General features: G+C 71.8%; 23 protein-coding genes. 17 read left to right on the forward strand and 6 right to left on the reverse strand.

The window, feature by feature from the left end:
* Positions 1 to 68 precede the first annotated feature (68 nt).
* The 12 genes from NBY69_RS20930 (at position 69) to NBY69_RS20985 (ending at position 12,297) form a co-directional block, all read left to right on the forward strand.
* Entirely contained in the window at positions 69 to 905 is an 837-nt protein-coding gene (locus tag NBY69_RS20930) for an SRPBCC family protein (protein WP_250302584.1), read from the forward strand.
* Positions 906 to 979: 74 nt separating this feature from the next.
* Positions 980 to 1,771, forward strand: a complete 792-nt coding sequence (locus NBY69_RS20935) for an aldose 1-epimerase (RefSeq protein WP_250302586.1) — start codon at positions 980 to 982, stop codon at positions 1,769 to 1,771.
* A 125-nt stretch (positions 1,772 to 1,896) separates the two neighbouring features.
* Positions 1,897 to 2,439, forward strand: a complete 543-nt coding sequence (gene pyrE / locus NBY69_RS20940) for an orotate phosphoribosyltransferase (protein ID WP_250302588.1) — start codon at positions 1,897 to 1,899, stop codon at positions 2,437 to 2,439.
* Between the two features lie 215 nt (positions 2,440 to 2,654).
* The gene (fbaA, locus tag NBY69_RS20945) at positions 2,655 to 3,677 is read left to right on the forward strand and encodes a class II fructose-bisphosphate aldolase (protein WP_250302591.1); all 1,023 of its coding nucleotides are present in this window, start codon (positions 2,655 to 2,657) and stop codon (positions 3,675 to 3,677) included.
* A 193-nt stretch (positions 3,678 to 3,870) separates the two neighbouring features.
* A complete protein-coding gene (locus NBY69_RS20950; protein ID WP_250302592.1) occupies positions 3,871 to 5,061 on the forward strand; it encodes a MalY/PatB family protein in 1,191 nt (396 codons plus the stop codon).
* A gap of 484 nt (positions 5,062 to 5,545) precedes the next feature.
* Positions 5,546 to 5,959 (forward strand): DUF3151 domain-containing protein, encoded by a 414-nt coding sequence (locus NBY69_RS20955; protein WP_250302594.1) that lies wholly within the window; start codon positions 5,546 to 5,548, stop codon positions 5,957 to 5,959.
* 174 nt (positions 5,960 to 6,133) lie between these two features.
* On the forward strand, positions 6,134 to 7,024 hold the full coding sequence (locus tag NBY69_RS20960; RefSeq protein ID WP_250302596.1) for a tryptophan 2,3-dioxygenase family protein: 891 nt from the start codon (positions 6,134 to 6,136) through the stop codon (positions 7,022 to 7,024).
* Between the two features lie 148 nt (positions 7,025 to 7,172).
* Positions 7,173 to 8,348, forward strand: coding sequence for a kynureninase (locus tag NBY69_RS20965; RefSeq protein ID WP_374211309.1), 1,176 nt, complete (start codon positions 7,173 to 7,175; stop codon positions 8,346 to 8,348).
* A 59-nt stretch (positions 8,349 to 8,407) separates the two neighbouring features.
* The gene (locus NBY69_RS20970; protein ID WP_250302598.1) at positions 8,408 to 9,229 is read left to right on the forward strand and encodes a S9 family peptidase; all 822 of its coding nucleotides are present in this window, start codon (positions 8,408 to 8,410) and stop codon (positions 9,227 to 9,229) included.
* A gap of 278 nt (positions 9,230 to 9,507) precedes the next feature.
* Entirely contained in the window at positions 9,508 to 10,863 is a 1,356-nt protein-coding gene (locus NBY69_RS20975; protein WP_374211311.1) for a sensor histidine kinase, read from the forward strand.
* Positions 10,860 to 11,591 carry a response regulator transcription factor gene (locus NBY69_RS20980; protein WP_284348759.1) on the forward strand — a complete coding sequence of 244 codons (732 nt, stop codon included), beginning with the start codon at positions 10,860 to 10,862 and terminating at the stop codon, positions 11,589 to 11,591. Before NBY69_RS20975 ends, NBY69_RS20980 begins: the two co-directional genes overlap by 4 nt.
* Before the next feature lie 91 nt (positions 11,592 to 11,682).
* Entirely contained in the window at positions 11,683 to 12,297 is a 615-nt protein-coding gene (locus tag NBY69_RS20985; RefSeq protein WP_250302602.1) for a Uma2 family endonuclease, read from the forward strand.
* A 67-nt stretch (positions 12,298 to 12,364) separates the two neighbouring features.
* Here the strand turns inward: NBY69_RS20985 and NBY69_RS20990 are convergent, their stop codons facing one another.
* Positions 12,365 to 13,105 carry a TetR/AcrR family transcriptional regulator gene (locus NBY69_RS20990; RefSeq protein WP_250302603.1) on the reverse strand — a complete coding sequence of 247 codons (741 nt, stop codon included), beginning with the start codon at positions 13,103 to 13,105 and terminating at the stop codon, positions 12,365 to 12,367.
* Positions 13,106 to 13,210: 105 nt separating this feature from the next.
* Between NBY69_RS20990 and NBY69_RS20995 the strand changes: the two genes are divergently transcribed.
* Together NBY69_RS20995 and NBY69_RS21000 are read left to right on the forward strand one after the other, a co-directional pair.
* On the forward strand, positions 13,211 to 13,837 hold the full coding sequence (locus tag NBY69_RS20995; RefSeq protein ID WP_250302605.1) for an NADPH-dependent FMN reductase: 627 nt from the start codon (positions 13,211 to 13,213) through the stop codon (positions 13,835 to 13,837).
* Positions 13,838 to 13,842: 5 nt separating this feature from the next.
* Positions 13,843 to 15,273, forward strand: coding sequence for an MDR family MFS transporter (locus NBY69_RS21000; protein ID WP_250302606.1), 1,431 nt, complete (start codon positions 13,843 to 13,845; stop codon positions 15,271 to 15,273).
* Positions 15,274 to 15,351: 78 nt separating this feature from the next.
* On the opposite strand, the gene NBY69_RS21005 is transcribed toward NBY69_RS21000, so the two are convergent.
* Positions 15,352 to 16,974 (reverse strand): ABC transporter permease, encoded by a 1,623-nt coding sequence (locus tag NBY69_RS21005; protein WP_250302609.1) that lies wholly within the window; start codon positions 16,972 to 16,974, stop codon positions 15,352 to 15,354.
* Positions 16,971 to 18,071, reverse strand: a complete 1,101-nt coding sequence (locus NBY69_RS21010; RefSeq protein ID WP_250302610.1) for an ABC transporter ATP-binding protein — start codon at positions 18,069 to 18,071, stop codon at positions 16,971 to 16,973. The genes NBY69_RS21005 and NBY69_RS21010 overlap by 4 nt, the downstream gene beginning before the upstream one ends.
* A 165-nt stretch (positions 18,072 to 18,236) precedes the next feature.
* Here NBY69_RS21010 and NBY69_RS21015 point away from each other — a divergent pair, with 165 nt between their 5' ends.
* A complete protein-coding gene (locus tag NBY69_RS21015; RefSeq protein WP_250302611.1) occupies positions 18,237 to 18,785 on the forward strand; it encodes a GbsR/MarR family transcriptional regulator in 549 nt (182 codons plus the stop codon).
* A gap of 41 nt (positions 18,786 to 18,826) precedes the next feature.
* Here the strand turns inward: NBY69_RS21015 and NBY69_RS21020 are convergent, their stop codons facing one another.
* The gene (locus tag NBY69_RS21020; protein ID WP_250302612.1) at positions 18,827 to 20,593 is read right to left on the reverse strand and encodes a hypothetical protein; all 1,767 of its coding nucleotides are present in this window, start codon (positions 20,591 to 20,593) and stop codon (positions 18,827 to 18,829) included.
* Between the two features lie 147 nt (positions 20,594 to 20,740).
* Positions 20,741 to 21,580, reverse strand: a complete 840-nt coding sequence (locus NBY69_RS21025) for a diacylglycerol kinase (protein WP_250302613.1) — start codon at positions 21,578 to 21,580, stop codon at positions 20,741 to 20,743.
* A 165-nt stretch (positions 21,581 to 21,745) separates the two neighbouring features.
* On the opposite strand from NBY69_RS21025, the gene NBY69_RS21030 reads away from it, so the two are divergent.
* Positions 21,746 to 23,029, forward strand: coding sequence for an adenylosuccinate synthase (locus NBY69_RS21030; RefSeq protein WP_250302614.1), 1,284 nt, complete (start codon positions 21,746 to 21,748; stop codon positions 23,027 to 23,029).
* Positions 23,030 to 23,160: 131 nt separating this feature from the next.
* Positions 23,161 to 23,439: a hypothetical protein gene (locus tag NBY69_RS21035; RefSeq protein ID WP_250302615.1), complete on the forward strand. Its 279-nt coding sequence runs from the start codon at positions 23,161 to 23,163 to the stop codon at positions 23,437 to 23,439.
* Positions 23,440 to 23,635: 196 nt separating this feature from the next.
* Here the strand turns inward: NBY69_RS21035 and NBY69_RS21040 are convergent, their stop codons facing one another.
* On the reverse strand, positions 23,636 to 24,364 hold the full coding sequence (locus NBY69_RS21040) for an alpha/beta hydrolase (RefSeq protein ID WP_250302617.1): 729 nt from the start codon (positions 24,362 to 24,364) through the stop codon (positions 23,636 to 23,638).
* Positions 24,365 to 24,434 lie beyond the last annotated feature (70 nt).

Raw genomic sequence — 24,434 nt, forward strand, 5'->3', positions numbered from 1 at the left:
TGTGGGGGCGGTACCGGTGGGGACCGAAAGGCAGACGTGTCGGCTGTGTCTGAGTAGGCTCGACTCCTATGGAGCATGAGGTGTTCGTTCCGGTTCCGGCAGAGTCCGTCCGACGGGTCCTGACGGACCCAGCCCGTGTGGCCCGCTGTGTACCAGGGCTCCAGCTGGACGCGGACGATACGAAGGGCCCGCTCGCGGGTCGGCTGAAGGTCCGCGTCGACGGTCACACGATCACGTACCGCGGAGCGCTGCACCTCGCGGAACGGGACGGCGGCTTCACGATCACGGGCGAGGGCGCGGAGGCCCGCGGGCCGGGTTCGGTGACACTGGCCCTGGAACTCCGGCTGACCGGGACGGACGCGGGCACGACGCTGACGTTCACGGGGACGGCCGGTGGCGAGGGCGGACGCCTGACGGAACTGAGCCCGGAGGCGGCGCTGGCGGCGGCCGGGCGCCTGCTGGACCGGTTCGGGGACCGGGTGGGGGCCGAGGTCGGGGCCGACGCCCCTGCGGATTCGGGTGCGGATTCGGGTGCGGGTGCGGATGCGGATTCCGAGCCGGACTCCGAAGCGGATTCCGGGGCTGGTTCCCGGGCAGGTTCCGAGGGCGATGTCACGCCGTCCGTTTTCGACGCGGAGGTTCCGCCGCCGTCGCTGGACCCGGTGTCCGAGGCGGAGTTCATCCCCGCCGGCGAGCCCCCGCAGGAGGCCGCACACGCCCGGCGCACGATGATCGGCCGCAGCGCCGAGGAGGTCGACCACGCCCCGCCGCGCGGCCGGTACGCCCCTGTGCCCGCCCCGTCGTCCGTCAAGGCGGGGGCGACCCTGCGGTGGGCGGCCCCGGCGGCGGCGCTGGCGCTGGCGTCGGCCGTGGTCGTGGGCCGGGCGCTGCGGCGCCGCCGCTGATCCGGAGCGCCGGACGGGGTTCGGGCGAGGGGATCGGCCGGGTGGCCGGTCGGGACAGCCCTTAGGGTCAAGAGGTGAGTAGCGAAGAGGTCCGGCTCGTCGCCGGCGACGTCGAGTTGACCGTGAGCCCCGAGAACGGGTGCCGTATCCGAAGCCTCCGTATCGGCGGCACCGAACTGCTGCGCCAGGGAGCCAAGTTCGGCTGCTTCCCGATGGTGCCCTGGTGCGGGCGCACCAGGAACGGCCTGTTCAGCAACGGCGGTGAACCGCACCAGCTGCCGCTGAACTCCCCGCCGCACGCCATCCACGGCACCGGCCGCAACACGGCCTGGCGGACGGCCCGCACCAGCGAGGCAGCCGCCGTGTTCACCTACGACCTGGCCGACCCCTGGCCGTACACCGGCCGGGTCACTCAGACCTTCGAGCTGGCCGAGGACTCCCTGACCCTCGCCTTCGGTGTGGAGACGTACGACGACTCGTTCCCGGCGCAGGCGGGCTGGCACCCCTGGTTCAACCGGAACCTCGGTACCGGCGAGGACGTACGGATCGACTTCGAGCCCGCCTGGCAGGAGGAGCGTGGCGACGATCACCTCCCCACGGGCAAGCGGATCGACCCGCTCCCCGGCCCCTGGGACGACTGCTTCGGGATGCCGGACGGTGTCGATGTCACCCTCACCTGGCCGGGGCAGCTGGAGCTGAAGGTGCAGAGCCGCGACGAGTGGGTGGTGGTCTACGACGAGCAGCAGGAAGCGGTCTGTGTCGAGCCGCAGTCCGGCCCGCCGAACGGCCTCAACACCTTGCCCCGCCTGGTGACGCCGATCGATCCGCTGGAGATCGCGACGACCTGGAGCTGGCGCCGCCTCTGAGCCCGGACTGCCGCCGGGCCCGGCCGCTCCGGGCCCGGCGGCCTCTGAACCCCGACTGCCCCCCAGCCCGGCGGGGGGTCGGTCCCGTCCGCCTCTACGGCCGGGCCGCCTCTAAGCTCGGGGGTATGACTGACGTACGCGCTGACCTGCTGCAGCACATCAAGGACAAGGCCGTGGTCCACGGCAAAGTGACCCTCTCCTCGGGGATCGAAGCCGACTGGTACATCGACCTGCGCAGGATCACCCTGGACGGCGTGGCCGCGCCGCTGGTCGGACAGGTGATGCTGGACCTCACCGACGGCCTGGACTTCGACGCGGTCGGCGGCCTGACGCTGGGCGCCGACCCGATCGCGGACGCCATGCTGCACGCGTCCGCAGCCCGCGGAAAGACGCTGGACGCGTTCGTCGTGCGCAAGGCCGCCAAGACCCACGGGATGCAGCGCCGCATCGAGGGCCCGGACATCAAGGGACGCCGGGTCCTGGTCGTCGAGGACACCACCACGACCGGCGGCTCTCCGATGACCGCCGTCGAGGCCGTGCGCGAGGCCGGCGGCGAGGTGGTCGCGGTCGCCACGATCGTGGACCGCAACACCGGTGCGGCCGAGGTCATCGCCAAGGCCGGGGTGCCGTACGTCTTCGCGTACGGACAGGGCGATCTGGACCTCTGAGGCCGGCCGGCACATGAGGGCGGCGATGTCGGAGCGGTAGCAGCGCGTCGGCAGGGGCGGCGTGGTTTCACGTGAAACCACGCCCCTCTTGCACACGTCAAGGCACCACGCCAGGTGGAGCCGCGCCAAGAGTCTGGAAAGATGGGGGCGACGATGAAGTCGCCCCCAGGTCAGGGACCAGTTACGCACACCCGCACATCCCAAGGAGCGGACAGATGCCCATCGCAACCCCCGAGGTCTACAACGAGATGCTCGACCGGGCGAAGGCAGGCAAGTTCGCCTACCCGGCCATCAATGTGACCTCGACCCAGACCTTGCACGCGGCGCTGCGCGGCTTCGCGGAGGCCGAGAGCGACGGCATCATCCAGATCTCCACCGGTGGTGCGGAGTTCCTGGGCGGCCAGTACGCCAAGGAAATGGTCACCGGCTCGGTGGCGCTCGCCGAGTTCGCGCACATCGTCGCCGAGAAGTACCCGGTCACGGTCGCGCTGCACACGGACCACTGCCCCAAGGACAAGCTGGACGGTTACGTACGTCCGCTCCTGGAGGTCTCCCGCAAGCGCGTCGAGGCCGGTCGCAACCCGCTCTTCCAGTCGCACATGTGGGACGGCTCCGCCGAGACTCTCGCGGACAACCTCTCCATCGGCCAGGAACTGCTTGCGCTGGCCTCCGCCGCGAAGATCATCCTTGAGGTCGAGATCACCCCGACCGGTGGCGAGGAGGACGGCGTCAGCCACGAGATCAACGACTCGCTCTACACCACGGTCGACGACGCGCTGCGCACCGCCGAGGCCCTCGGCCTCGGCGAGAAGGGCCGCTACCTGCTGGCCGCCTCCTTCGGCAACGTGCACGGCGTCTACAAGCCGGGCAACGTCGTGCTCCGCCCCGAGCTGCTGAAGGACCTCCAGGAGGGCGTTGCCGCCAAGTACGGCAAGAACGCGCCGTTCGACTTCGTCTTCCACGGCGGCTCCGGTTCCTCCGAGGAGGAGATCGCCACCGCGCTGGAGAACGGCGTCGTGAAGATGAATCTGGACACCGACACCCAGTACGCCTTCACCCGCCCGGTCGTGGACCACATGTTCCGCAACTACGACGGTGTCCTGAAGGTCGACGGCGAGGTCGGCTCCAAGAAGACCTACGACCCGCGCACCTGGGGCAAGGCCGCCGAGGCCGGTATGGCGAAGCGCGTGACCGAGGCCTGCGCGAACCTGCGCTCCACGGGCACCCGCCTCAAGTAACGGGCACTCGCCCGATGCGTGGGACAGCCGCCTCACGCGACGGGCACCTGCCCGTGAGCAATTCCGTACGCCGGGCCCGGTATCCGACGAAGGATGCCGGGCCCGCGTCATGCCCGAGGCCCGAGGGCGTCCGTGCGTTTCGGGATTCTCAGGTCGGTTCGTGATTCTCAGATCAGTCAGAGGGGTGCCGCACATGGAGACGGAGAAGGAGACCGGTATGGAGTACGGGGAGCACCGGACGTACGACTTCGATACGCCCGTCGACCGGCGCGGCACCTGGAGCATCCAGTGGGACGGTGTCGCGGACCGGTTCGGGGTGGACGGGCTGCTGCCGTTCACCATCTCCGACATGGACTTCCGCTCCCCGCCCGAGGTGCTCGCCGCCCTCCAGGAGCGGATCGCCCACGGTGTCTTCGGCTACACGGACTGGCGGCTCGGGGACTTCCGGGCCGCGATACGCGACTGGTACGCGACCCGGTACGACACCGGGATCGACACCGACCGGATCGTGTACGGGCCGTCCGTGCTCAGCCAGCTCTCGCAGCTGTTGCAGATGTGGACGGACGAGGGCGACGGGGTCGTGGTCCACACCCCCACGTACGACGGTTTCACCAAGGCGGTGACCGGTCTCGGCCGGGAGCCGCGCGGCTGCCCGGTGGGTGACTTCGCCGAGCTGGAGCGGCAGCTCGCCCGCCCGGACAGCAAGGTCCTGCTGCTCTGCTCGCCGCACAATCCCACGGGCCGGGTGTGGACCCACGACGAGCTGACCCGCTTCGCGGCGCTCGCCGAGCGGTACGGCGTCGCGGTCATCAGCGACGAGATCCACGCCGATTTCGTGCACGAGGGCCACCGTCATCTGCCCTGGACCCGGTACGGCAGCGGGCGCTGGGCGCTCGTCACGTCCGGCAGCAAGGCGTTCAACTTCCCGGCCCTGACCGGTTCGTACGGCATCATCGGCGACCCGGACGACCGGGCGGAGTTCCTCACCCGCATGGAGAAGGGCGAGGGGCTCGCCTCACCCGCGGTGCTCTCCCTGACGGCCCACATCACGGCGTACCGGCACGGTGCGGGGTGGCTGGACGCCGTGCGGGCCTACACGGCGGGGAATCTGTCGATGCTCGCGGACCGGCTGCGTTCCGCCTTTCCCGAGCTGGGGTGGGTGCCGCCGCAGGCCGGGTACCTCGCGTGGATCGATCTGCGTCCGCTGGGTGTCGACGAGGCGGCGCTCCAGCGGCAGCTGATCGAGGTCGAGAAGGTGGCGATCATGCCGGGGGCGGTGTACCGGGCCGAGGGGTTCGTGCGGTTGAACGTGGGGTGTGCGCGGTCGAAGGCGGAGGCGGGGGTGGACGCGCTCGTGCGGGCCGTTCGGGCGGTGGCGCCGTAGTCGGGGGCCGCTGCCCCCGGGCCCCTGGTCCTCAAGCGCCGGACGGGCTGGGAATGCCCTCAAGCGCCGGGCGGGCTGAAGGGTGCCCTCAATCGCCGGGCGGGCTGAGATTGTGCGGGCTGAAGGGTGCCCTCAATCGCCGGGCGGGCTGAGATTGTGCGGGCTGAAGGGTGCCCTCGAGCGCCGGGCTGGCTGAGGGGTGCGCTCAAGCGCCGCGCGGGCTGAAAGGTGTCCTCAATCGCCGGACGGGCTGGGATTGGCCGGGTCGGGCTGGGATTGGTCGACTGGGATTGGCCGGGTTGGGGTTGGTCGGGGCGGCTGGGATCGCGTGGGCGTGCGCTGAGATTGGGCGGGCGGGGATCGCGTGGGCCGGGATTGGGCGGGTTGGGATCGCGGGCTGAGATGGGGCGGGGCCGGGTGGCCGGGAGTGGCCTGCGGCGCCCCGTGGCGGGCGGGCCTTGGTGGGGCAGGCAGACTGTCACTCATGGCCATTCACGAGAATCTGCTCGGGGGACCTCCCCCGACCCGTCTCCCCGACGACCCCGAACCCCGCGAGCTCCTCGCGGGCGGTGCCGCGCCCTCCGACGTGGCGGCGAAGTACCCGACGTCCTCGCTCGCCTGGGCGCAGCTCGCTGACGACGCCTTCGAGCACGGCCGGGTCGTCGAGTCGTACGCCTACGCCCGTACCGGCTACCACCGCGGCCTCGACTCGCTGCGCCGGGCCGGATGGAAGGGCCACGGGCCCGTGCCGTGGGACCACGAGCCGAACCGGGGCTTCCTGCGCGCCCTGCACGCGCTGGCCCGTGCCGCGCAGTCGATCGGCGAGGAGGAGGAGTACGAGCGCTGCACGACGTTCCTGCGTGACTCCTCCCCGGCCGCGGCGGACACGCTGGGCTGAGCGGGGCCGCCGGGCACCGGCGGCACGGTGAAGGGCCGGACACGCTCCGTGTCCGGCCCTTTGCTTCTCTTGCCGCCGGGCGGGAACGGCGCTCATGATGAAGGCTGGGGACCGGGGCCCACCTGTCGACGGAAGGGGCGGACCGCTACCTGGAGCACCATCGAGGAGACAGCGATGTCTACGCCTTCGCACGACCCGGCCCCGAACTCGCACGACCCGGCCCCGAACTCGCACGATCTGGCCCCGAATGCGCACGACCCGGCCCCGAACCTCGATTTCGCGGGCACCACCCCGTACGAGGACTACGTCCAGGCGGATGTCCTCACCCACCTCCAGCATCTGCGCTCCGACGATCCGGGCGAGATGGTCTTCCTGGTCACCACCCAGGTGATGGAGCTGTGGTTCACGGTGATCGTCCACGAGTGGGAGACCGCATCGGCCGCGCTGCGCGGTGACGACCTGCCGGTCGCTCTCGCGGCGCTGAAGCGGTCCACGTACGAGCTGCAGTCCCTGAACGACTCGTGGCGCCCGCTCGCCCAGCTCACCCCGGCCCAGTTCAACGCGTACCGCGGCGCGCTCGGTGAGGGGTCCGGATTCCAGTCCGCGATGTACCGCCGCATGGAGTTCCTGCTCGGCGACAAGTCCGCGTCGATGCTGGTCCCGCACCGTGGTGCCCCGCGGGCGCACGCCGAGCTGGAGAAGGCCCTCCAGGAGCCGAGCCTGTACGACGAGGCGCTGCGGTTCCTCGCCCGGCGCGGCCAGGCGGTGCCCGCCGCGGTGCTCGACCGCGATCCCGCCGGGAAGTACGAGCCCTCGCCCGAGGTCGAGGCGGTCTGGACCGCCGTGTACGCGGGGGCGCAGGACTCCGAGCTGGTCCGTCTCGGTGAGGCGCTGACCGATGTCGGCGAGCTGGTGTGGCGATGGCGGAACGACCATCTGGTGGCCACCCGCCGGGCGATGGGCTCCAAGACCGGTACGGGCGGATCGGCCGGGGTCGCCTGGCTGGAGAAGCGCGCCGCGAAGAACGTCTTCCCCGAACTGTGGACCGCGCGCAGCCATGTCTGAGGCGGAGACGGGCGATACCTGGACCGCTGCCGCGTCGTTGCCGGACCAGTACCCCGTAGCCGCTCGACACCCGGTAGCCGCTCGGCACCCCGTAGCCGCTCGGCACCCGGTACCCACCCCCCGTCCCGCCCAGCCGAAGGACCAGCCGATGTCTCCCGAGCCGGACCTGTCCGCCCTGGCCCGCAAGGCCGAGGCGCTCGACGCCGCCGATGAACTCGCCCCGATCCGCGAGCTGTTCACCCTCGACCCCGACACCGTCTATCTGGACGGCAACTCCCTCGGCGCCCTGCCGCGCCACGTACCGGACCGGATGCGCGAGGTCATCACCCACGAGTGGGGCGCGCTGCGGATCCGGTCCTGGGAGGAGTCCGGCTGGTGGACCGCCCCGGAGCGGATCGGCGACCGGATCGCCCCGCTCGTCGGTGCCGCGCCCGGCACGGTCGTGGTCGGCGACTCGACGAGCGTCAATGTCTTCAAGGCGCTGGTCGCGGCGATCCGGCTGGCGGGCCCCGACCGCGACGAGGTCCTCGTCGACGCGACGACCTTCCCGACCGACGGCTACCTCGCGGAGTCCGCGGCCCGGATGACCTCCCGGCGGATCGTCCCGTACGTACCGGGCGATCCGGTCGGTCCCCGTACCGCCGCCGTCCTGGTCAACCACGCCGACTACCGCACGGGCCGGCTGCACGACCTGCCCGCCGTGACCGCCGCCGTGCACGCGGCGGGGGCGGCCGTCGTTTGGGACCTCTGCCACAGCGCGGGCGCGCTGCCGGTCGGACTCGAAGCGCACGGCGTCGACTTCGCCGTCGGCTGTACGTACAAGTACCTGAACGGCGGCCCGGGTTCGCCCGCCTTCCTCTATGTGCGCCCCGACCTCCAGGCGTCCTTCGACTCCCCGCTGCCCGGCTGGAACTCGCACGCCGACCCGTTCGGCATGACTGCCGGATACGCCCCGGCGGACGGTGTCGTGCGCGGCCGGGTCGGTACCCCCGACATCCTGTCGATGCTGGCGCTGGAGTCGGCGCTCGATGTCTGGGAGGGAGTGACGATCGAGGCGGTGCGGGCCAAATCACTCGTCCTGACGGACTTCTTCCTGGAATGTGTGCGCCTCGAATCTCTGACACCGGTGGTCCACGCGGAGCGCGGCAGCCAGGTGTCGTTGCGGTGCGAGAACGCCGGGGCGGTCATGAAGGAGCTGATCGCGCGCGGTGTCGTCGGCGACTTCCGGCCGCCGGACGTGCTGCGCTTCGGATTCACCCCGCTCTACGTCAGTTTCGGTGATGCGCTGCGTGCCGCACGGGTTCTGGGGGAGGTGCTGGGCTGATAGCGTCCCCGCTGGTCAGGGCAGCAGTTCAGCCCGTTGCGAGGAGAGGTTGGAGCCGGATGTCGGACGACGCAGAGGCCGATGCGGTCTTCGCGCACCCTGCGGTGGCGCCCGATGCCACTGCGGCATACGGCGAACACCCGGACCAGGTCGTGGACTTCTACTCCCCGCACGGCGGCGAGGGGGCCGTTCCGCTCGTCGTCGTGCTGCACGGCGGTGTCTGGCGGCAGCGCGTCGACCGGCGGCACATCAGCCCGTTCGCCGGTTTCCTGGCGCGCCGGGGCTTCGCCGTCGCCAGTGTCGAGTACCGGCGCGGCGGCGCGGAGCCGGGCAGTGCGGGCCGCTGGCCGGACACCCTGGACGATGTGGCCGCGGCGCTGGACGCGCTGCCCGTACTCGTACCGGATCTGCTGCCCCGCGCCGACCTGCGGCGGACGGTCCTCGCCGGGCACTCGGCGGGCGGGCAGCTCGCACTGTGGGCCGCCGCCCGGCACGTCCTGCCGCCGGAGGCGCCCTGGCACCGGTCCACGCCGCCCTTCCGCGGGGTGGTCGCGCTGGCGCCGATCGCGCACTTCGGTGTCGCGCGGGAGCTGGACGTGTGCGGGGGCGGGGTGGACCAGTTCCTGTCCGGGGGCGGGAACGAGCTGTGGGCGGACCCGGCGGCGCTCCTGCCCACCGGCGTCGCGACGACGGTGGTGCACGGCCGGCTGGACGCCACGGTCCCGACGCGGGTGACCGACGCGTACGCCGACGCGGCGGCCGGGGAGGGCGAGTTGGTCGGGGTGACGCTGCTCGACGGGGTGGGACACTTCGCGCTGCTCGACCCGGCGGCGGACGCGTGCGCGGTGGTGGTCGCGGAGATCGAGCAACTCGCCTGGTAGGCGGAGCGGGTCGCTTGGCGGACCGAGCAGCTCGCCTGGTGGGCCGGGCAGCTCGTCCGGCGGACCGAGCGACCCGCGTGGTGGACCGGGCAGCTCGCCTGGGGCGGACGGGGCGACCCGCCTGGTGGGCCGCGCGGCTCGCCTCGGCGTAGCCCTGTGGGCCGCGCGGCTCGCCACGGCGTAGCCCTGTGGGCCGGGCGCCGGGCCCGGTAGTACCTGAGGATGACCCGGCAGGATCCGTACCAGTGCGGACGACCGGGAGCGCCCCGCCGCCTACCGTGATCCGTGTGACCGATACCAACGCCGGGAGCAAGACCCGGATCCCCGAGTCCCGGCTGGCAGCGGGTGCCCTGGCGGGCCTGCGCGAGGACCTGTTCCACGACGCCTTCGCCTACCGCCCGCTCGAACCGTCGGAGACGGAGCCCTGGGTCCGCCGGCTGCTGCCCCGGGGACTGCGGACGTACACGCGCCGGACCCGGCACGCCGTGGTGCTGTGCGCGGCGCTGATCACGGCGGTGCTGGGGTACGACGGCGGGAACGGCGGCCCGATACGGGTGCTGACGGCGCTCCTGCCCGCCGGTGTCGTGGCGATGACGCTGGTCAGGCCGGTCGGTGCCTGGTGGCTCTCGCTGCTGATCGCCCCCTTCGTCTCGGCGTTCGGCAATACCGGCGCCTGGCCCTGGACGGCCGGCCCCTTCCTCGCGCACTTCACGGTGGTGACGGTGGTCGCGGCCAGGTCCCGGCCGCGCACCGCGGGCTGGATGTGGGTGGGAACGGCGGTGTACGGGCTGTTCATCGGGTCGGTCGCCGGGATCGGCCGGTACTCCGACGCCCCGCTGATGCTGTTCCTCACCGGTGTCGCCCTGCTGATCACGACCACGGTGCAGATCCGTCGTGAGGCGCGGCGCGAGGTGACCGTCCAGCGGACCGTCACCGCCATCGAACGGGACAAGCGGACCCTCCTCGAAGAGCGCACCACCATCGCCCGCGAACTGCACGACGTCGTCGCCCACCACATGTCGGTGGTCGCCATCCAGGCGGAGGCGGCCCCCTACCGGGTCACCGACCCGCCGCCTGAGCTGACCAGGGCGTTCGAGGTGATCAGAGAGAACGCGGTCGCGGCGCTGACCGAACTGCGCCGGGTGCTCGGTGTCGTACGGGCGGAGGACTACGAGGCGCCCGACGCCCCGCAGCCCACACTCGCCGAACTGGACGGGCTGCTCACCAATGTGCGCGCCGCGGGCCTGACGACCGAGAAGACGGTGACCGGCGCGGTACGTGAACTCCCGCAGGGCGTCGAGCTGTCGGCGTACCGCATCCTCCAGGAGGCGCTGAGCAACGTCCTGCGGCACGCGCCGGGGGCGGCGGCCCGGGTGGAGATCAGTTACGTACTCGGCGGGCTGGGCCTGCGGGTGGTCAACGGCCCGCCGAGCGGCCCGGTCGAGCACGCGCCGGACAAGCCGCCCCCGGCGGGCAGGGAGCACCCCATACCGGGCGCGGGGCACGGCATCACCGGGATGCGGGAGCGGGTCAGCATGCTGAACGGCGAGATGACGGCCGAGGCCACGGAGGACGGTGGCTACGAGGTGGCGGCGTTCCTCCCGGTGCAGCGCTCCGTGGAGGAGTCCGCATGACCGCCGGAACGAATGCCGGAGCGACCGCCGGAACGAATGCCGGAACGAATGCCGGAGCCCAGGCGGCACCGACCATCAAGGTCCTGATCGTCGACGACCAGATCATGGTCCGCGAGGGTTTCTCGGTCCTGCTCAACGCGATGCCGGACATCGAGGTCGTCGGCGAGGCGGTCAACGGCCTCGAAGCGGTGGCGCAGGTCGCCGCGCTGCGCCCGGACGTCGTCCTGATGGACATCCGGATGCCCGAACTGAACGGCATCGAGGCGACCCGCGAGATCGTGGCGGCGGACGCGTCGGCGAAGGTGCTGGTCCTGACGACCTTCGACCTGGACGAGTACGTCTACCAGGCGCTGCGCGCGGGCGCCTCCGGCTTCCTGCTGAAGGACGCCTCAGCCCGTCAACTGGCGGAAGGCGTACGGGTGGTGGCCTCCGGCGAGGCGCTGCTCGCGCCGACGGTCACCAAGCGGCTGATCATCGAGTTCTCCCGGCTCTCCGACTCCCCCCGGCAGCCGACACTCGCCACGGTGGGGGACCTCACCGAGCGCGAGACGGAGGTGCTCGTCCTGATCGCGCAGGGTCTGTCGAACGGGGAGATCGCCTCCCGGCTGATCGTGGCCGAGTCGACGGTGAAGACCCATGTCAGCCGGATCCTGGTGAAACTGGGGCTGCGCGACCGGACCCAGGCGGCGGTGTTCGCGTACGAGGCGGGGCTGGTCAGGCCGGGGTGACGGTCACTCGGACGAGTGGGAAGGGGCTGGTGTCCGTCCGGTGGGGCTGTGGCCCGTTCACACTGGCTGCCCGCACGTAAGGGGGCGCCGCATGGCGGGCAGGACAGAGCACACGTCACAGATGACGGTCGACGAGTTCGAGCGGATCGCCGAACTCGTCGACCGGGAGTCCGACGCGGTCCGCTTGGAGTTCATCGACGGACGGATCGGCGTCAGAGGCATGACGGACGGGAATCACTCCGAGATCGTCAGGTGGCTGCAGAAGCGGTGCATGCAGCTCCGGCCCGAACTGGGGCTGTACGCAGGTGACCTGGGACTGAAGGTCGACTCGTACCGAAACGGCCGGGCGCGTCCGGCCGGTTCCCTCGCCCGGATCGGGAACTTCGCCGGACAGGGGGAGTGGGCCGAACCGGACGGCGTGCTGATGACCGTCGAGATCACCTCGTACGACTCCGACTCCGACTCCGACTCCGACACCGACCGCCGCGACCGCAAGGAGAAGCCCGCCGCCTACGCGGGCGCCGGGATTCCGCTGTATCTGCTGATCGACCGTGACGCGTGCACGGTGACCGTGTTCAGCGACCCGGACCCGGCGAGCGGTCGCTACCGGGACAAGCACGGGGTGGACTTCGGCGCGAAGCTGAAGCTGCCCGACCCGGTGGGTATCGACCTGGACACCGAGGAGCTCAAGAGCTACATCCGCTGAGCGTCCGTCGGCCGGGTCGCGGCCGGGTGGATCGCCGCCGCCGGCCGGCTCCGGACGGGCCCGCCGCTCAGATCCCCGTCCGGGCCGCGATCCCGTCCAGCACGCAGTCGAGTCCGGTCTCGAACTGCCAGAGCGGGTCGTCCTTGCGCGCGCTCCCCTGGAGCACCTTGCGGTACGTCGGGTACTTGCCGGTGTTCATCAGGTACGTCATCTGCGGGGCCAGCGCTCCGCGTACGTCGTCGCCGCTGGCCCAGCCCTCGGCTGCCATCAGCTGTCGCATCGCGACCTCTGCGTACGCCTGGCCGAGGGTGAAGGAGCTGACGGTGACGAAGACCGCGTGCATCGTGTCCGGGTCGAGGCCGAGGCCGTCCAGCGAGGTCAGTGCCCGCTCCAGTACGGCGAACCGGCCGGGGGTCAGCGCGACCGATGCCCGCGGTGAGGCGAGCTGGCCCAGCCAGGGGTGGGCCAGGACGAGTTGCCGGGTGCCGAGCGCGAGGGCGCGGAGGGTCTCCCGCCAGCCGGTGGCGTCGCCGAAGAGGTCGGCGTCCACGTAGACCCGGTCGATCATCAGCTCCAGCAGTTCGTCCTTGCCGGAGACGTAGCGGTACGCGGCCATGGGGGCCACGCCCAGCTCCGTGGCCAGTCGGCGCATCGTCACCGCGGTGAGCCCCTCGGCGTCGGCGATCCGTACCGCGGCGTCGGCGATCTGCCGGGGGGAGAGCGAGGCGCGGGGCGCGGGGGCCGGGCGGTCGAGCCGTTCCCAGAGGGACTTCTGCCGCTGGGGCTGCGCGTGCTCTTCGGCCGTCATGTGTACAACGTATCAGCGGTGGACGGCGTACGCGCTGGTGTGTACGTTGTACGCATCCCGATACGGCGTACACGCTGCCGACGCGGGCCGAACCCTGGGGGACCCATGAGCGAGAACAGCCCGGCCGATACCCGTACCCGCCCCGGCGAGGACCGTCTGAGCGTCGCGATGATCGTGGCCAGCACCCGCGAGGGCCGGTTCGCCCCCGTCGTGGCCGACTGGATGCGCGGCCATCTCGACCGGCGCACCGATCTGGCCGCCGGAACCGTCGACCTGGCCGAGATCCCGCTGCCCACGGTGCTCCCGGCGTTCGGGAGTCCCCCGCCCGCAGGGACCACCGAGGCGCTCGCCGCGATCTCGCCCCGGCTGGCGGCGGCCGACGCGTTCGTGATCGTCACGCCCGAGTACAACCACAGCTACCCGGCGCCGCTGAAGGCCGCCATCGACTGGCACCACACCGAATGGCACGCCAAGCCCGTCGCGTTCGTCTCGTACGGAGGGGTGTCCGGCGGGCTCCGCGCGGTGGAGCACCTGCGGGGGGTGCTGGCCGAGCTGCACGCGGTGACCGTGCGCAACACCGTGAGTTTCCACGGCGGTTGGAGCTGCTTCGACGAGGAGGGGCGGGTCAGGGACCCGGCGAGCGACGCGGCGGCCACCTCGATGCTCGACCAACTCACCTGGTGGGCACACGCGTTGCGTGACGCCAAGGCCGTCCGCCCCTACCAGGGCTGACCGCCATGGACGCACGACTGAGACTCGGTGTCCTCGGGCTGCTGCTCGGCATGTTCCTGGCCATGCTCGACGGCCTCGTCGTCGGGACCGCCCTGCCCACGATCGTGCGCGATCTCGGCGGACTCGACCATCTCTCCTGGGTGGTGACGGCGTATCTGCTCTGCACCGCGGTCGCCACCCCGGTCTGGGGCAAGGTCGGCGATCTGTACGGCCGCAAGGGCGCCTTCCTCGCCGCGGTCGCGCTCTTCCTGGCCGGTTCGATGCTCTGCGGACTCGCGCAGTCCATGGCGCAGCTCATCGCCTTCCGCGCGCTCCAGGGGCTGGGCGCGGGCGGCCTGATGGTCGGTGCGATGGCCGTCATCGGTGTGCTGATCGAGCCGCGCGAGAGCGGGCGCGTCCAGTCGATGATCGGCGTGATCATGCCGGTGGCGTTCATCGGCGGCCCGCTGATCGGCGGGTTCCTCACCGACCGGCTGAGCTGGCGCTGGACGTTCTACGTCAATGTGCCCGCGGGGGCGGCGGCCCTGCTGATCGTCGGCCTGTGCGTTCCGCTGCGCAGCGAGCGGATCAGGGCGCGGATCGACGTCGCGGGCGTCCTGCTGCTGACCACCGGCATCCTGGCGCTCACGCTGCTCGGTACCTGGGGCGGCTCCACGTACGCCTGGTCCTCGCCGCAGATCCTGGCGCTGGGGGCGGTCGGGGTGGCCGCACCGGTCTGGTTCGTACGGGTCGAACGCACCGCGGCCGAACCCGTCATCCCGCCACGCCTCTTCCGCGACCGCAACTTCACCCTCGCCCAGATCCTGAGCTTCCTCTCCGGCGCGGTCATGCTCGGCGTCATGACGTACCTGCCGCAGTACCTGCAACTGGTCGGCGGCGCGGAGGCGACGGAGACGGGGCTGCTGCTGCTCCCGCTGATGTTCGCCATGCTCGCCGTGCAGCTGACGGTCGGCCGGCTGATCAGCCGCACCGGCCGCTACCGCGTCTACCCCCTCCTGGGCGGGGCCGTCCTGACGCTGGGCGCGCTGCTCCTGCTGCTGCTCGGCGCGCACACGGGGACGGTGGTCGCCTCGGCGCTCACCGTCGTGGTGGGGTTCGGCATCGGGTTCCTGATGCAGAGCACGATGGTCATCACGATGAACAGCGCCGAACCGCGCGACATGGGGGCGGCCAGCGGCACCGTCATGCTGCTGCGGACGATCGGCGGCTCGCTCGGGGTCTCGCTGCTGGGCGCGGTCTTCACCTCCCGACTCGGTGGCCGTACGGCGGGCGCCGCGGGCTTCCCGGAGGCGGCGGCGAGCGGGCTGCACGGGGTGGCGGCCGGGTGCGCGGTGCTGGCCGCGGTGGGGTGCGCGGTCGCCTGGTACGTACGGGAGGTGCCGCTGCGCTCGGCCGCACCCCCGGAGGACGCGGCGGCCACGCCGGCCCCGGGCTGAGCGGGACCGGGCTGAGCGGGACCCCCGGCCGAGAGGGGCCGGGCTGAGACGGACCCCGGGCTGAGAGGGACCCCGTGCTCAGCAGCTCAGGTCGCGGCGGCGCAGCGCCGTCAGGCCCGCGGCCACCAGCGCCGCCGCGACCCCGGTCAGCACCAGCACCGGTGTCCAGTCCATCGCCGCGCCCGGCAGCTTCGGCAGTTGCCCGAACGGTGACAGGTCCAGGGCCCACTGCGGGAGGTTCAGCACCGGGCCGATCCACCCCAGGGCCAGGGCGAGCCCGGCCACCCCCCAGGCGGCCGGTGCGGCCTTCGGGGCGGCTCCGTACAGCAGGACGGTGAGGCCGCCCAGTGCCCAGACCGCGGGGAGCTGCACCAGGGCGGCGCCGACGACCGGGCCGGGGCGGTGCCCGTACCCCACGGCCATGCCCGCACCGCCCGCGAGCAGTACGGCCGCCGATCCCGCGAAGGCGACGACCAGATGGCCCGCGGCCCAGCGCAGCCGGCCGACCGCGTTGGCGAGCAGCGGTTCGGCGCGCTGGGAGGTCTCCTCGCCGTGCAGCCGCAGCACCGAGGCGACGACGAACAGCGTCGTGACCATGCCCAGCATCCCGGTGATCGCCGAGAGGAACGCATCGGTCAGGCCGGCGTGGCCGCCCATCCGCTGGAAGATCTCTCTGGCACCCGAGTTGCCGCTGACCAGATCCGCGGCGCCGTCTGCCATGCCGCCGAAGACCACCCCGGTCACCAGGAACCCGGCGAGCCACCCGAGGACGCTGCCCCGCTGGAGCCGCCGGGCCAGCGCACCCGCCGTGCCGAGTCCGCCCCGCGCGGGCCCCGGCCGGGCCGGCAGGAAACTCAGTCCGACGTCACGGCGGCCCGCGAGGGCGTACGCGAGGACGGCCTGGACACCGACGGCTGCCGCCAGGAGCCCCAGCACCCACCAGCGTTCGGACGCGTAGGGGCGTACGTTCTCGGCCCAGCCGATCGGCGACAGCCAGGTCGACACGGCCGAACCGTCGTCGGAGGTGGCGTCGCCCGCCGCCTTCAGTACGTACGCCGCGCCGATCACCGCAGCGGTGATCCCCTTCGCGGCCCGCGCGCTCTCGGTGAACTGCGCCGCGATGGCCGCCGTGCAGGCGAAGAGCGCCCCGACACCCGCCACGGAGAGGGCCAGCGCCACCGAACCGCGGCCCGGTACACCGGACGCGACCAGACCCGCGGCCGTCACCGCGGCCAGTGCGGCCTGCGCGGTGAGCGCGGTGAGCAGCGCGGCGGTGAGGGGTGCGCGCCGCCCCACCATGGCCGAGGAGAGCAGTTCCTGACGGCCGGTCTCCTCCTCCTCGCGGGTGTGCCGTACGACGACGACCAGGCTCAGTACGGCGGCGAGCGCGGCCCCGAAGGCGACCATCCGCCAGGCGGTGAGCCCGCCGGGCGAGTCGCTGAACGCGGGCCCGTACAGCGCGCGCAGCGAGCTGTTGGCGTTCATGGACCTGGCGAGATCGGCGCGCTCGGCAGCCGTGCCGTACAGCGAGGAGAGGGAGGAGACGACGGACGCGTAGGAGCCGCCGAGAGCCAGCGCCCAGACCGGCAGCATGATCCGGTCGCGGCGCAGGGCCAGCCTCCACAGGACCCCGGTGCCCGCGAACGGGCGCGAACTCCGGGAGGCCGTGCCGGCCCGCGGCGGCAGGGCGACGGCGGTCACCGGGACACCGTCCCTTCTTCGGCAGGGGTGTTGTCGTGCGGGGTGTCCGGGTGTGAGGGATTCGGCTGCGAGGCGTTCCCGCTCGGGGTGGTCGGCGGCTGGGCGTTCGGGGGCCGGGTGTTCCGGTGTGGTTCCGGCGGGTCGACCGGCCCGGCCGCGTAGTGCCGCAGGAACAGCTCCTCCAGCGTCGGCGGCGCGCTGGTCAGCGACCGCACCCCGGCGGCGCTGAGCGATCTGAGTACCGCGTCCAGCTGGTCCGTCTCGACCTGGAGCCGGACGTGAGTTCCCTGGACGCGGGTGCCCTGGACGTCGGCGCCCTGGAGGTGGGTGCTGCGGACGTCGAGGTCGTGCACCCCGGCCAGCTGCGCCAGCCCGTCGGGCACGCGCGCCAGTTCGGCGACGATGGCGGTCCGGGTCAGATGCCGCAGCTCGTCGAGCGAACCGGTCTCCACGGTCCGCCCCTTGCGGATGATGCTCACCCGGTCGCAGAGCGATTCGACCTCGCTCAGGATGTGGCTGGACAGCAGCACGGTCCGCCCCCGGTCGCGTTCCTCCCGTACGCACTGCTGGAAGACCTCCTCCATCAGCGGGTCGAGACCGGAGGTCGGCTCGTCGAGGATCAGCAGGTCCACGTCGGACGCGAACGCGGCGACCAGGGCGACCTTCTGCCGGTTGCCCTTGGAGTACGTACGGCCCTTCTTCGTCGGGTCCAGCTCGAACCGCTCGACGAGCGAGGCCCGCCGCACCGGATCGAGCCCGCCGCGCAGCCTGCCGAACAGGTCGATGATCTCGCCGCCGCTGAGGCTCCGCCACAGGGTGACGTCGCCCGGCACGTAGGCGATGCGCCGGTGCAGTTCCACCGCGTCGTGCCACGGGTCGCGCCCGAGCAGCCGGGTGGTGCCCGAGTCCGCGCGCAGCAGTCCGAGCAGGACGCGGACGGTGGTGGACTTCCCGGATCCGTTGGGGCCCAGGAAGCCGTGGACCTCGCCGGTCCGGACGGTGAGGTCGAGGCCGTCCAGGGCGGGGGTCCGCCCGAACGACTTGTGCAGTGCGGTTACTTCGACGGCTACGTCGTCGGCAGGATCGGCCAGGGTCATGCTTCTGAAAGTACCGGGATTTCACAAAGTTGTGAAGTTAAGGAAGCGTATGAAAAGGAGCCGTATAAACTCGGGACCGCGATGCGGGCAGGCTGTCGCGTGACGGACTGCCGCGATACGGCCGTCGCGAGCCGTCGCGATACGAGTTGGGGAGACGATCCAAGGATGACGACGAAGCACGCCGGACCGGACGGAGCCGACACGGCCGACGGTGCGGACGGTTCTCATGGCCCCGGCCGTGCACAGCCTGTGGACGACGCCGTCTCCCGGTTCGTCGAACGCTTCGCCGCCCAGCTCACCGAGGCGGGCATGCAGCGGATGCCGTCCCGCATCTTCGCCGCGGTGCTCGCCTCCGACTCGGGCGCGCTGACCACGGCCGAACTGGGCGAGCAGCTCAAGGTCAGCCCCGCCGCGATCTCCGGCGCCGTCCGCTACCTCGCGCAGGTGAACATGATCACCCGCGAACGGGAACCGGGATCACGCCGGGACCGCTTCCGGGTGCACAGCGACCAGTGGTACGAGTCGCTGACCAACCGCGACCTGGTGCTCAGGCGCTGGGAGAACACCCTGCGCGAGGGCGTCGAGAACCTCGGCCCGGACTCGCCCGCGGGGCGCAGGATGGGCGAGACGCTGGCCTTCTTCGAGTTCCTGGAGGGCGAGCTGGGGACGATGATGCAGCGGTGGCGGGCGTACCGGGAGGAACGCTTCGGCTAGGGCCTCTCGTTTGGATCACGCCGGGTCAGGACGCGGGGTGGTCAGAACCCCGACAGGTCCGGGCTGTTCGGGTTCAGTTCCTGGTACGGCTCCTGGGGCCAGTACGCCCGGCCGTCGATCCACCCCACGACCACCGGCGGGTTCACGTCGACCCAGCCGCGCAGCTCCACCGTGCCGACCGGCTCGCCGGGCAGCCCGCGCCAGGGCTTCTTCGCGTTTCCGGGCACCAGCTGGATCATCGCCTCGGGCTGGTCGTCGTCCCCGCCGTACGGGGGGAAGAGGACCAGGGCGTGCTTGCTGCCGTCGGGAGCGGACAGCAGCACGTACCGCTTCGGCACCGGTACGGGGGCGCGGGCCGCGCGGGCGATCAGGCGGGCGGCCGGGATCCCGTTGTTCCACGCCCGCCAGGAATTGAGCACGGCGAGGGCGGCCCACACCACCGCGAGCACCTTCATGTTGAACGGGATCCCGCCCCGGACGGCGTACACCACCCAGGGGAGGACGGCCACGCCCAGCGCACCTGCGACGGCCGTCAGCCCGCTGGTCCTGCGCAGCCCCCGCACCCGCCACCACGCCACTTCGCGGACATCGGCCTCGGGACGCGCGCGTTCATCCGCGACGTGCTGGAGTCGCGCCCGCTCTGCCAGCGCCGCGTAGGTCGTCCGGGCCGGGGGCCCGGCGCCGGGTTTCATCCGGGCCTGCACCTCCGCCGCCGTCCCCATCGCCTTCGCATGTGCGGCGCCTGCCGCGTGTGCTCCTGGACGCCGTCTGCGTACGGAGGCGACCGTGCCGCCCACGAGCCCCCCGCCGGAGATCAGCAGGCCGATGAGCTCGATCGGGACGACGGCGTCGTTGGCGGGGCTGCCGATCAGGTCGGAGTTGTAGAGGTCGCCCTTCCACGGTCCGTACGACACCAGCCAGCCGGTGTCCCAGTCGGCGAGCAGCGCGCCCCGGTCCGGGTCGCACCGGAACGGACCGGTGCGGGTGCGGTGTTCCCAGGGGTCGGTCCACCGGACCGTGCAGTGTCCGGCCGGGCTCTCGCTCACCACGTGCAGGTCGATCTGCGGATCGTGCTCCGACGCCACCTCGGCGTATATCCCGAACCCCAGAAGGACGGCCCCCAGCAGGGCGACCCATCGGAAGATCCCGAACCGCCGTCGCCGTCCGTGCCCGTCCTGGAACGGGCTACCGGCGGCCGGGGCCGAGGTCGGCGGGCCTGCGGCGACGGGGGGCTGCTGGGGCCATGGTTGTGGCTGGAGGTGGGGCTGGGGCTGTGAAGGCGGGGGCAGGGCCATGAGCCCCCGCGCCTGCGCCGCCCGCGCGAGCCGTTCTCTGATGTGCCGGCGCCGGATCGGGGTGCCGCGCACCAACTGCCAGGTGCCCGGTCGCATGAGCACGCCGCCCGACTTCGGGTCGCCGCACCACCACAGCACCCCGTCCGGTCCGGGCAGCGCCAGATGCAGGCGCTGTCGCTGAGCGGAAATGTTCAGCACCGTAAGCCCGCCGTCCTGCGGGTCGCACAGCACCACCGCGGTCGCGCTGCCCAGCCACTGGTACGGGGCCGCATCCGCGCGGCACGCCACCCAGGGCCGGGCCGCGAGTGTCCGCCGCATCGTCCGGGCCCGCAGCAGGGTGCCGAGCCCGGTCAGTACGAGGGTCAGGGCGGTGATCCCGAGGAGCGGAGTAAGACCTCCGAGAGTTCCCGGCCCGACCAGGACAGCGACGGCCCACAGAATCCAGGTGCCCGCGCCGGTCAGCGAGAGGGTGCGGCCCCGTGACCGGTAGCGGTCGAGGGCCTGCGCGGTCATGGGCAGGTCCAGTGCCGCAGGTACTGGCCCGGGTCTGTCGCAGTCCGCCGGTTCGCTCATGAGATCCCCACCCTGTTCGTGCTCTTTCCGCCCCTCCCGGCGAGGATATCCAGGACCGTTTCGGCAGGTCAGCGCCGCCCACCGGACTCATCCCACCGGCAACGTCAGCCCCCACGCCCCCGCCCGTACCGTCCAGGTCCGGGTCCGTACCGGGCCGCCCACCACCCCGTCCCGCCGGTACCGGAAGTCCGCGCCGGAGACGGTCACGGCCAGGGCCTCCGCTGTCATCAGGTCGCCCGACGGCAGCTCGACGACCACCTCCGCCTTCCCGGCGCCGCCGCGTGACGAGACGGAGACGCCCGTCACCGGCTGGTGCAGGTCGGTGAGCAGCACCCCGTCCGCCTCCACGCGCAGCCGCTGCGCCGGGGGCGCCGCACGGGCCGGGGCGGGGCCCACCAGCGTGCGTACCAGGGAGCGGCACGCATGCCACACCGAACCCGGTGGTGTCCGGCCCCACCCCGGCGGCGCGGGGTCCGCGGTGGGGAGGCGCAGACCGCCCAGGACCACCGCGTCGCTGTCGTCCACCAGCAGATCCAGCCAGCGCACGGCGCCGTCGAGGACCGACCGGGCGGCGGCCACCGCGCCGACCGGGACGCCCAGTGATCTGGCCAGCTCCAGTGCGGGCGGCGGGCCGACCGGGACCAGGGACAGGGCGCCGCGGGCCCTGTCCCGTTCCCGGTGCAACAGGGTCACCGATCTGACCAGGGCCCGGTCGTCGCCGATCACCACCAGCCGCCGGTTGCCCCGTCTGCCGAGCACCCGGGCGAACTCCTCGGGCCCCTCGGGCAGGCAGATCTTGGCGTGCGCCCCGGCGCACAACACGTCTTTCGCGATCCGTACGGACTCGCCGTCCGCACGGCGGGCGACCGGGTCGATGACCACCAGCAGCTGATGCTCGGTGCTCGCTGCGGGATCTGGAGCCGACACCTCGGTCCTTCCTCGGGTAGCATCCTTGTGCAAGAGCCCCTTGCGCTATTGCGCCAGGGGCTTCGTCTATTCCGGGGCAGCCGGTTCGACGGTTCGGGTATCGGCGTACGCCAGACGTGCGCCCCCTGACCTTGGACATGCCCCGCCCGGAAGGGGTGTACGCCTGTGCCCGCACTTGTGCTGCTCGGTGCTCAGTGGGGTGACGAGGGCAAGGGAAAGGCCACCGACCTCCTCGGTGGATCAGTGGATTACGTGGTGCGCTACCAGGGCGGCAACAACGCCGGCCACACGGTTGTCGTAGGCGACCAGAAGTATGCGCTCCACCTCCTCCCTTCCGGAATCCTCTCACCGGAGTGCACTCCGGTGATCGGTAACGGTGTCGTCGTCGACCCAGCGGTCCTGCTCTCCGAGCTGAGCGGACTCAACGAGCGGGGCGTGGACACGTCCAAGCTGCTGATCAGCGGTAACGCGCACCTGATCACGCCGTATCACACGACCGTCGACAAGGTGACGGAACGGTTCCTCGGCAAGCGGAAGATCGGCACCACCGGCCGCGGCATCGGCCCGGCCTACGCCGACAAGATCAACCGCGTCGGCATCCGCGTCCAGGACCTCTACGACGAGTCGATCCTGGAGCAGAAGGTCGAGGCCGCGCTCGACGGCAAGAACCAGATCCTCGCCAAGCTCTACAACCGGCGGGCCATAGAGGCCGGACAGATCGTCGAGGAGCTGCTCGGCTACGGCGAGCAGATCCGGCCGTACGTCGCCGACACCGCGCTGGTCCTCAACAAGGCGCTCGACGAGAACAAGGTCGTCCTCATGGAGGGCGGCCAGGGCACGCTCCTGGACGTCGACCACGGCACGTACCCCTTCGTCACTTCGTCGAACCCGACCGCGGGCGGCGCCTGCACCGGTACCGGCGTCGGCCCGACGAAGATCACCCGGGTCATCGGCATCCTCAAGGCCTACACCACGCGGGTGGGCGCGGGACCGTTCCCGACGGAGCTGTTCGACGAGGACGGCGACAAGCTGCGCTCGATCGGCCACGAGTACGGCGTCACCACCGGCCGTGACCGCCGCTGCGGCTGGTTCGACGCGGTCATCGCGCGCTACGCGACCCGGGTCAACGGGCTCACCGACTTCTTCCTCACCAAGCTCGACATCCTGACGGGCTGGGAGCAGATCCCGGTGTGCGTGGCGTACGAGATCGACGGCAAGCGCGTCGACGAACTCCCGTTCAGCCAGACCGACTTCCACCACGCGAAGCCGATCTACGAGTACCTGCCGGGCTGGACCGAGGACATCACCAAGGCGAAGACCTTCTCCGACCTGCCGAAGAACGCGCAGGCGTACGTGAAGGCGCTGGAGGAGATGTCCGGCGCGCCGATCTCCGCGATCGGTGTGGGTCCGGGCCGTACCGAGACGATCGAGATCAACTCGTTCGTCTAGCAGGACCCTTCACCGGATGGCATCGCGCGGCGGCCGACCTGCTGGACAGGTCGGCCGCCGCCGCGTATCCGGCGGCATGGGCCGGTAGGACCGGGCGGGATGGTTGATCTGGGCGTCACGAAGGAGACCGGATGCTGCCGAGGTTCAGGGTGGCGAACGTCCGGTCCTTGCGCGACGAGCAGGAGCTTTCGTTCGTAGCGCCCGGTCAGCTCTGGCTCACCGAGAAGGACGAGCGGGGCGCGACGGAGCTGTCGTCGATCTCCGAGTGGGAACCGACGGATGAAGAGGACCTGATGGCGTCGTACCTCGCCGGTTCCTTCGGGGCCGTACCGAAGGTGTCGGAGGAGCAGATCGGGCGGCGGTTGCTGCGGACGGACGAGCTGGCACGAACGGAGGCGGACGACGTCTGATGGCGAGGCCAAGGGGAGGGGACAGCGTTTCCCGCAAGAAAGGCGCGCGAAGGGACGTGGGAGCCGCCCCCGTCAGGTGTACATCTTCACCGAAGGCGAAGTCACCGAGCCGAGTACATCGACATCATCGTCAAGAACGGCAGGGAGTCTGGGCGAAGCGGTTCGCGACATTCTCGGCTTCGTGTCCGGAACGCCCTCACCCCCGCCCGGCTGACCGCGCCACGTCCGCCACGATCCGGGCCGTCGCCCGCCCGAGGTCCCGTACCGGAGCGTCGGATGCCGGAACGCACCGGGCCGTCGCGCGATCGTAGGTGCAGCCGAGCACCCCGGCGTGGTCGGTGGCCGGTTCGCTGAGCTGTGAGTCCCAGCCGTGGGCGAGCAGCGTTTCGTGCAGTTCCCGTGAGGACTGCCAGGGGATGACGGTGTCCGCGGTGCCGTGCACCAGCCGTACCGGCACCGGCGCCACCGCACGGTCCAGCGCGTGGAGGGGCGGGACGCCCGTGGTGCGCGCCGGGCGCAGGTAGCCGCCCGCGATGCCGACCACCGCGGCGGGCCGCCAGCCGTCGAACAGCTCCGGGTGCAGGGCCACGCCCAGGGCGGCGCCCGCCCCCGCCGACCAGCCCGCGAGGACGATCCGTTCGGAGTCGTCGGTGAAGTCACGTGCCTGGTCACGGACGAACCGCAGGGTGTCGGTGAGATGGGCGCGGCCCTCGTCGGGCTGGTCCGCACGCCAGTCGGGGACCAGGACGGTGGGGCCCAGCCCGGCTATCTCCCGGGCTAGCGGGGCCAGTACGTCCCGCTCGTCGGGTCCCATGCCGTGCCACAGCAGCACGCACGGGCCGCCGGGTCGGGCGGGCGTGTAGACGTCGAGGGGCTTGCTCTCGCTGCCGGTGGGGTACCGCAGGGTGCGGGTCGTGATGCTCATGGCCGCTCCTTCGGGCTGTGTGCACGCTGATGCTGCTGGGGCCGTGGGCCATTCTTGCCTGAGACAGGTC

The organism is Streptomyces sp. A 4/2 (assembly GCF_940670765.1).
Taxonomy (GTDB): Bacteria; Actinomycetota; Actinomycetes; order Streptomycetales; family Streptomycetaceae; genus Streptomyces.

Excerpts from the sequence above, each read along its gene's own strand:
- NBY69_RS20930 (WP_250302584.1), top strand. The coding sequence starts at position 69 with ATGGAGCATGAGGTGTTCGTTCCGGTTCCGGCAGAGTCCGTCCGACGG.
- pyrE (WP_250302588.1), top strand. The coding sequence starts at position 1,897 with ATGACTGACGTACGCGCTGACCTGCTGCAGCACATCAAGGACAAGGCC.
- fbaA (WP_250302591.1), top strand. The coding sequence starts at position 2,655 with ATGCCCATCGCAACCCCCGAGGTCTACAACGAGATGCTCGACCGGGCG.
- NBY69_RS20950 (WP_250302592.1), top strand. The coding sequence starts at position 3,871 with ATGGAGACGGAGAAGGAGACCGGTATGGAGTACGGGGAGCACCGGACG.
- NBY69_RS20955 (WP_250302594.1), top strand. The coding sequence starts at position 5,546 with ATGGCCATTCACGAGAATCTGCTCGGGGGACCTCCCCCGACCCGTCTC.
- NBY69_RS20960 (WP_250302596.1), top strand. The coding sequence starts at position 6,134 with ATGTCTACGCCTTCGCACGACCCGGCCCCGAACTCGCACGACCCGGCC.
- NBY69_RS20965 (WP_374211309.1), top strand. The coding sequence starts at position 7,173 with ATGTCTCCCGAGCCGGACCTGTCCGCCCTGGCCCGCAAGGCCGAGGCG.
- NBY69_RS20970 (WP_250302598.1), top strand. The coding sequence starts at position 8,408 with ATGTCGGACGACGCAGAGGCCGATGCGGTCTTCGCGCACCCTGCGGTG.
- NBY69_RS20980 (WP_284348759.1), top strand. The coding sequence starts at position 10,860 with ATGACCGCCGGAACGAATGCCGGAGCGACCGCCGGAACGAATGCCGGA.
- NBY69_RS20985 (WP_250302602.1), top strand. The coding sequence starts at position 11,683 with ATGGCGGGCAGGACAGAGCACACGTCACAGATGACGGTCGACGAGTTC.
- NBY69_RS20990 (WP_250302603.1), bottom strand. The coding sequence starts at position 13,105 with ATGACGGCCGAAGAGCACGCGCAGCCCCAGCGGCAGAAGTCCCTCTGG.
- NBY69_RS20995 (WP_250302605.1), top strand. The coding sequence starts at position 13,211 with ATGAGCGAGAACAGCCCGGCCGATACCCGTACCCGCCCCGGCGAGGAC.
- NBY69_RS21000 (WP_250302606.1), top strand. The coding sequence starts at position 13,843 with ATGGACGCACGACTGAGACTCGGTGTCCTCGGGCTGCTGCTCGGCATG.
- NBY69_RS21010 (WP_250302610.1), bottom strand. The coding sequence starts at position 18,071 with ATGACCCTGGCCGATCCTGCCGACGACGTAGCCGTCGAAGTAACCGCA.
- NBY69_RS21015 (WP_250302611.1), top strand. The coding sequence starts at position 18,237 with ATGACGACGAAGCACGCCGGACCGGACGGAGCCGACACGGCCGACGGT.
- NBY69_RS21020 (WP_250302612.1), bottom strand. The coding sequence starts at position 20,593 with ATGACCGCGCAGGCCCTCGACCGCTACCGGTCACGGGGCCGCACCCTC.
- NBY69_RS21035 (WP_250302615.1), top strand. The coding sequence starts at position 23,161 with ATGCTGCCGAGGTTCAGGGTGGCGAACGTCCGGTCCTTGCGCGACGAG.
- NBY69_RS21040 (WP_250302617.1), bottom strand. The coding sequence starts at position 24,364 with ATGAGCATCACGACCCGCACCCTGCGGTACCCCACCGGCAGCGAGAGC.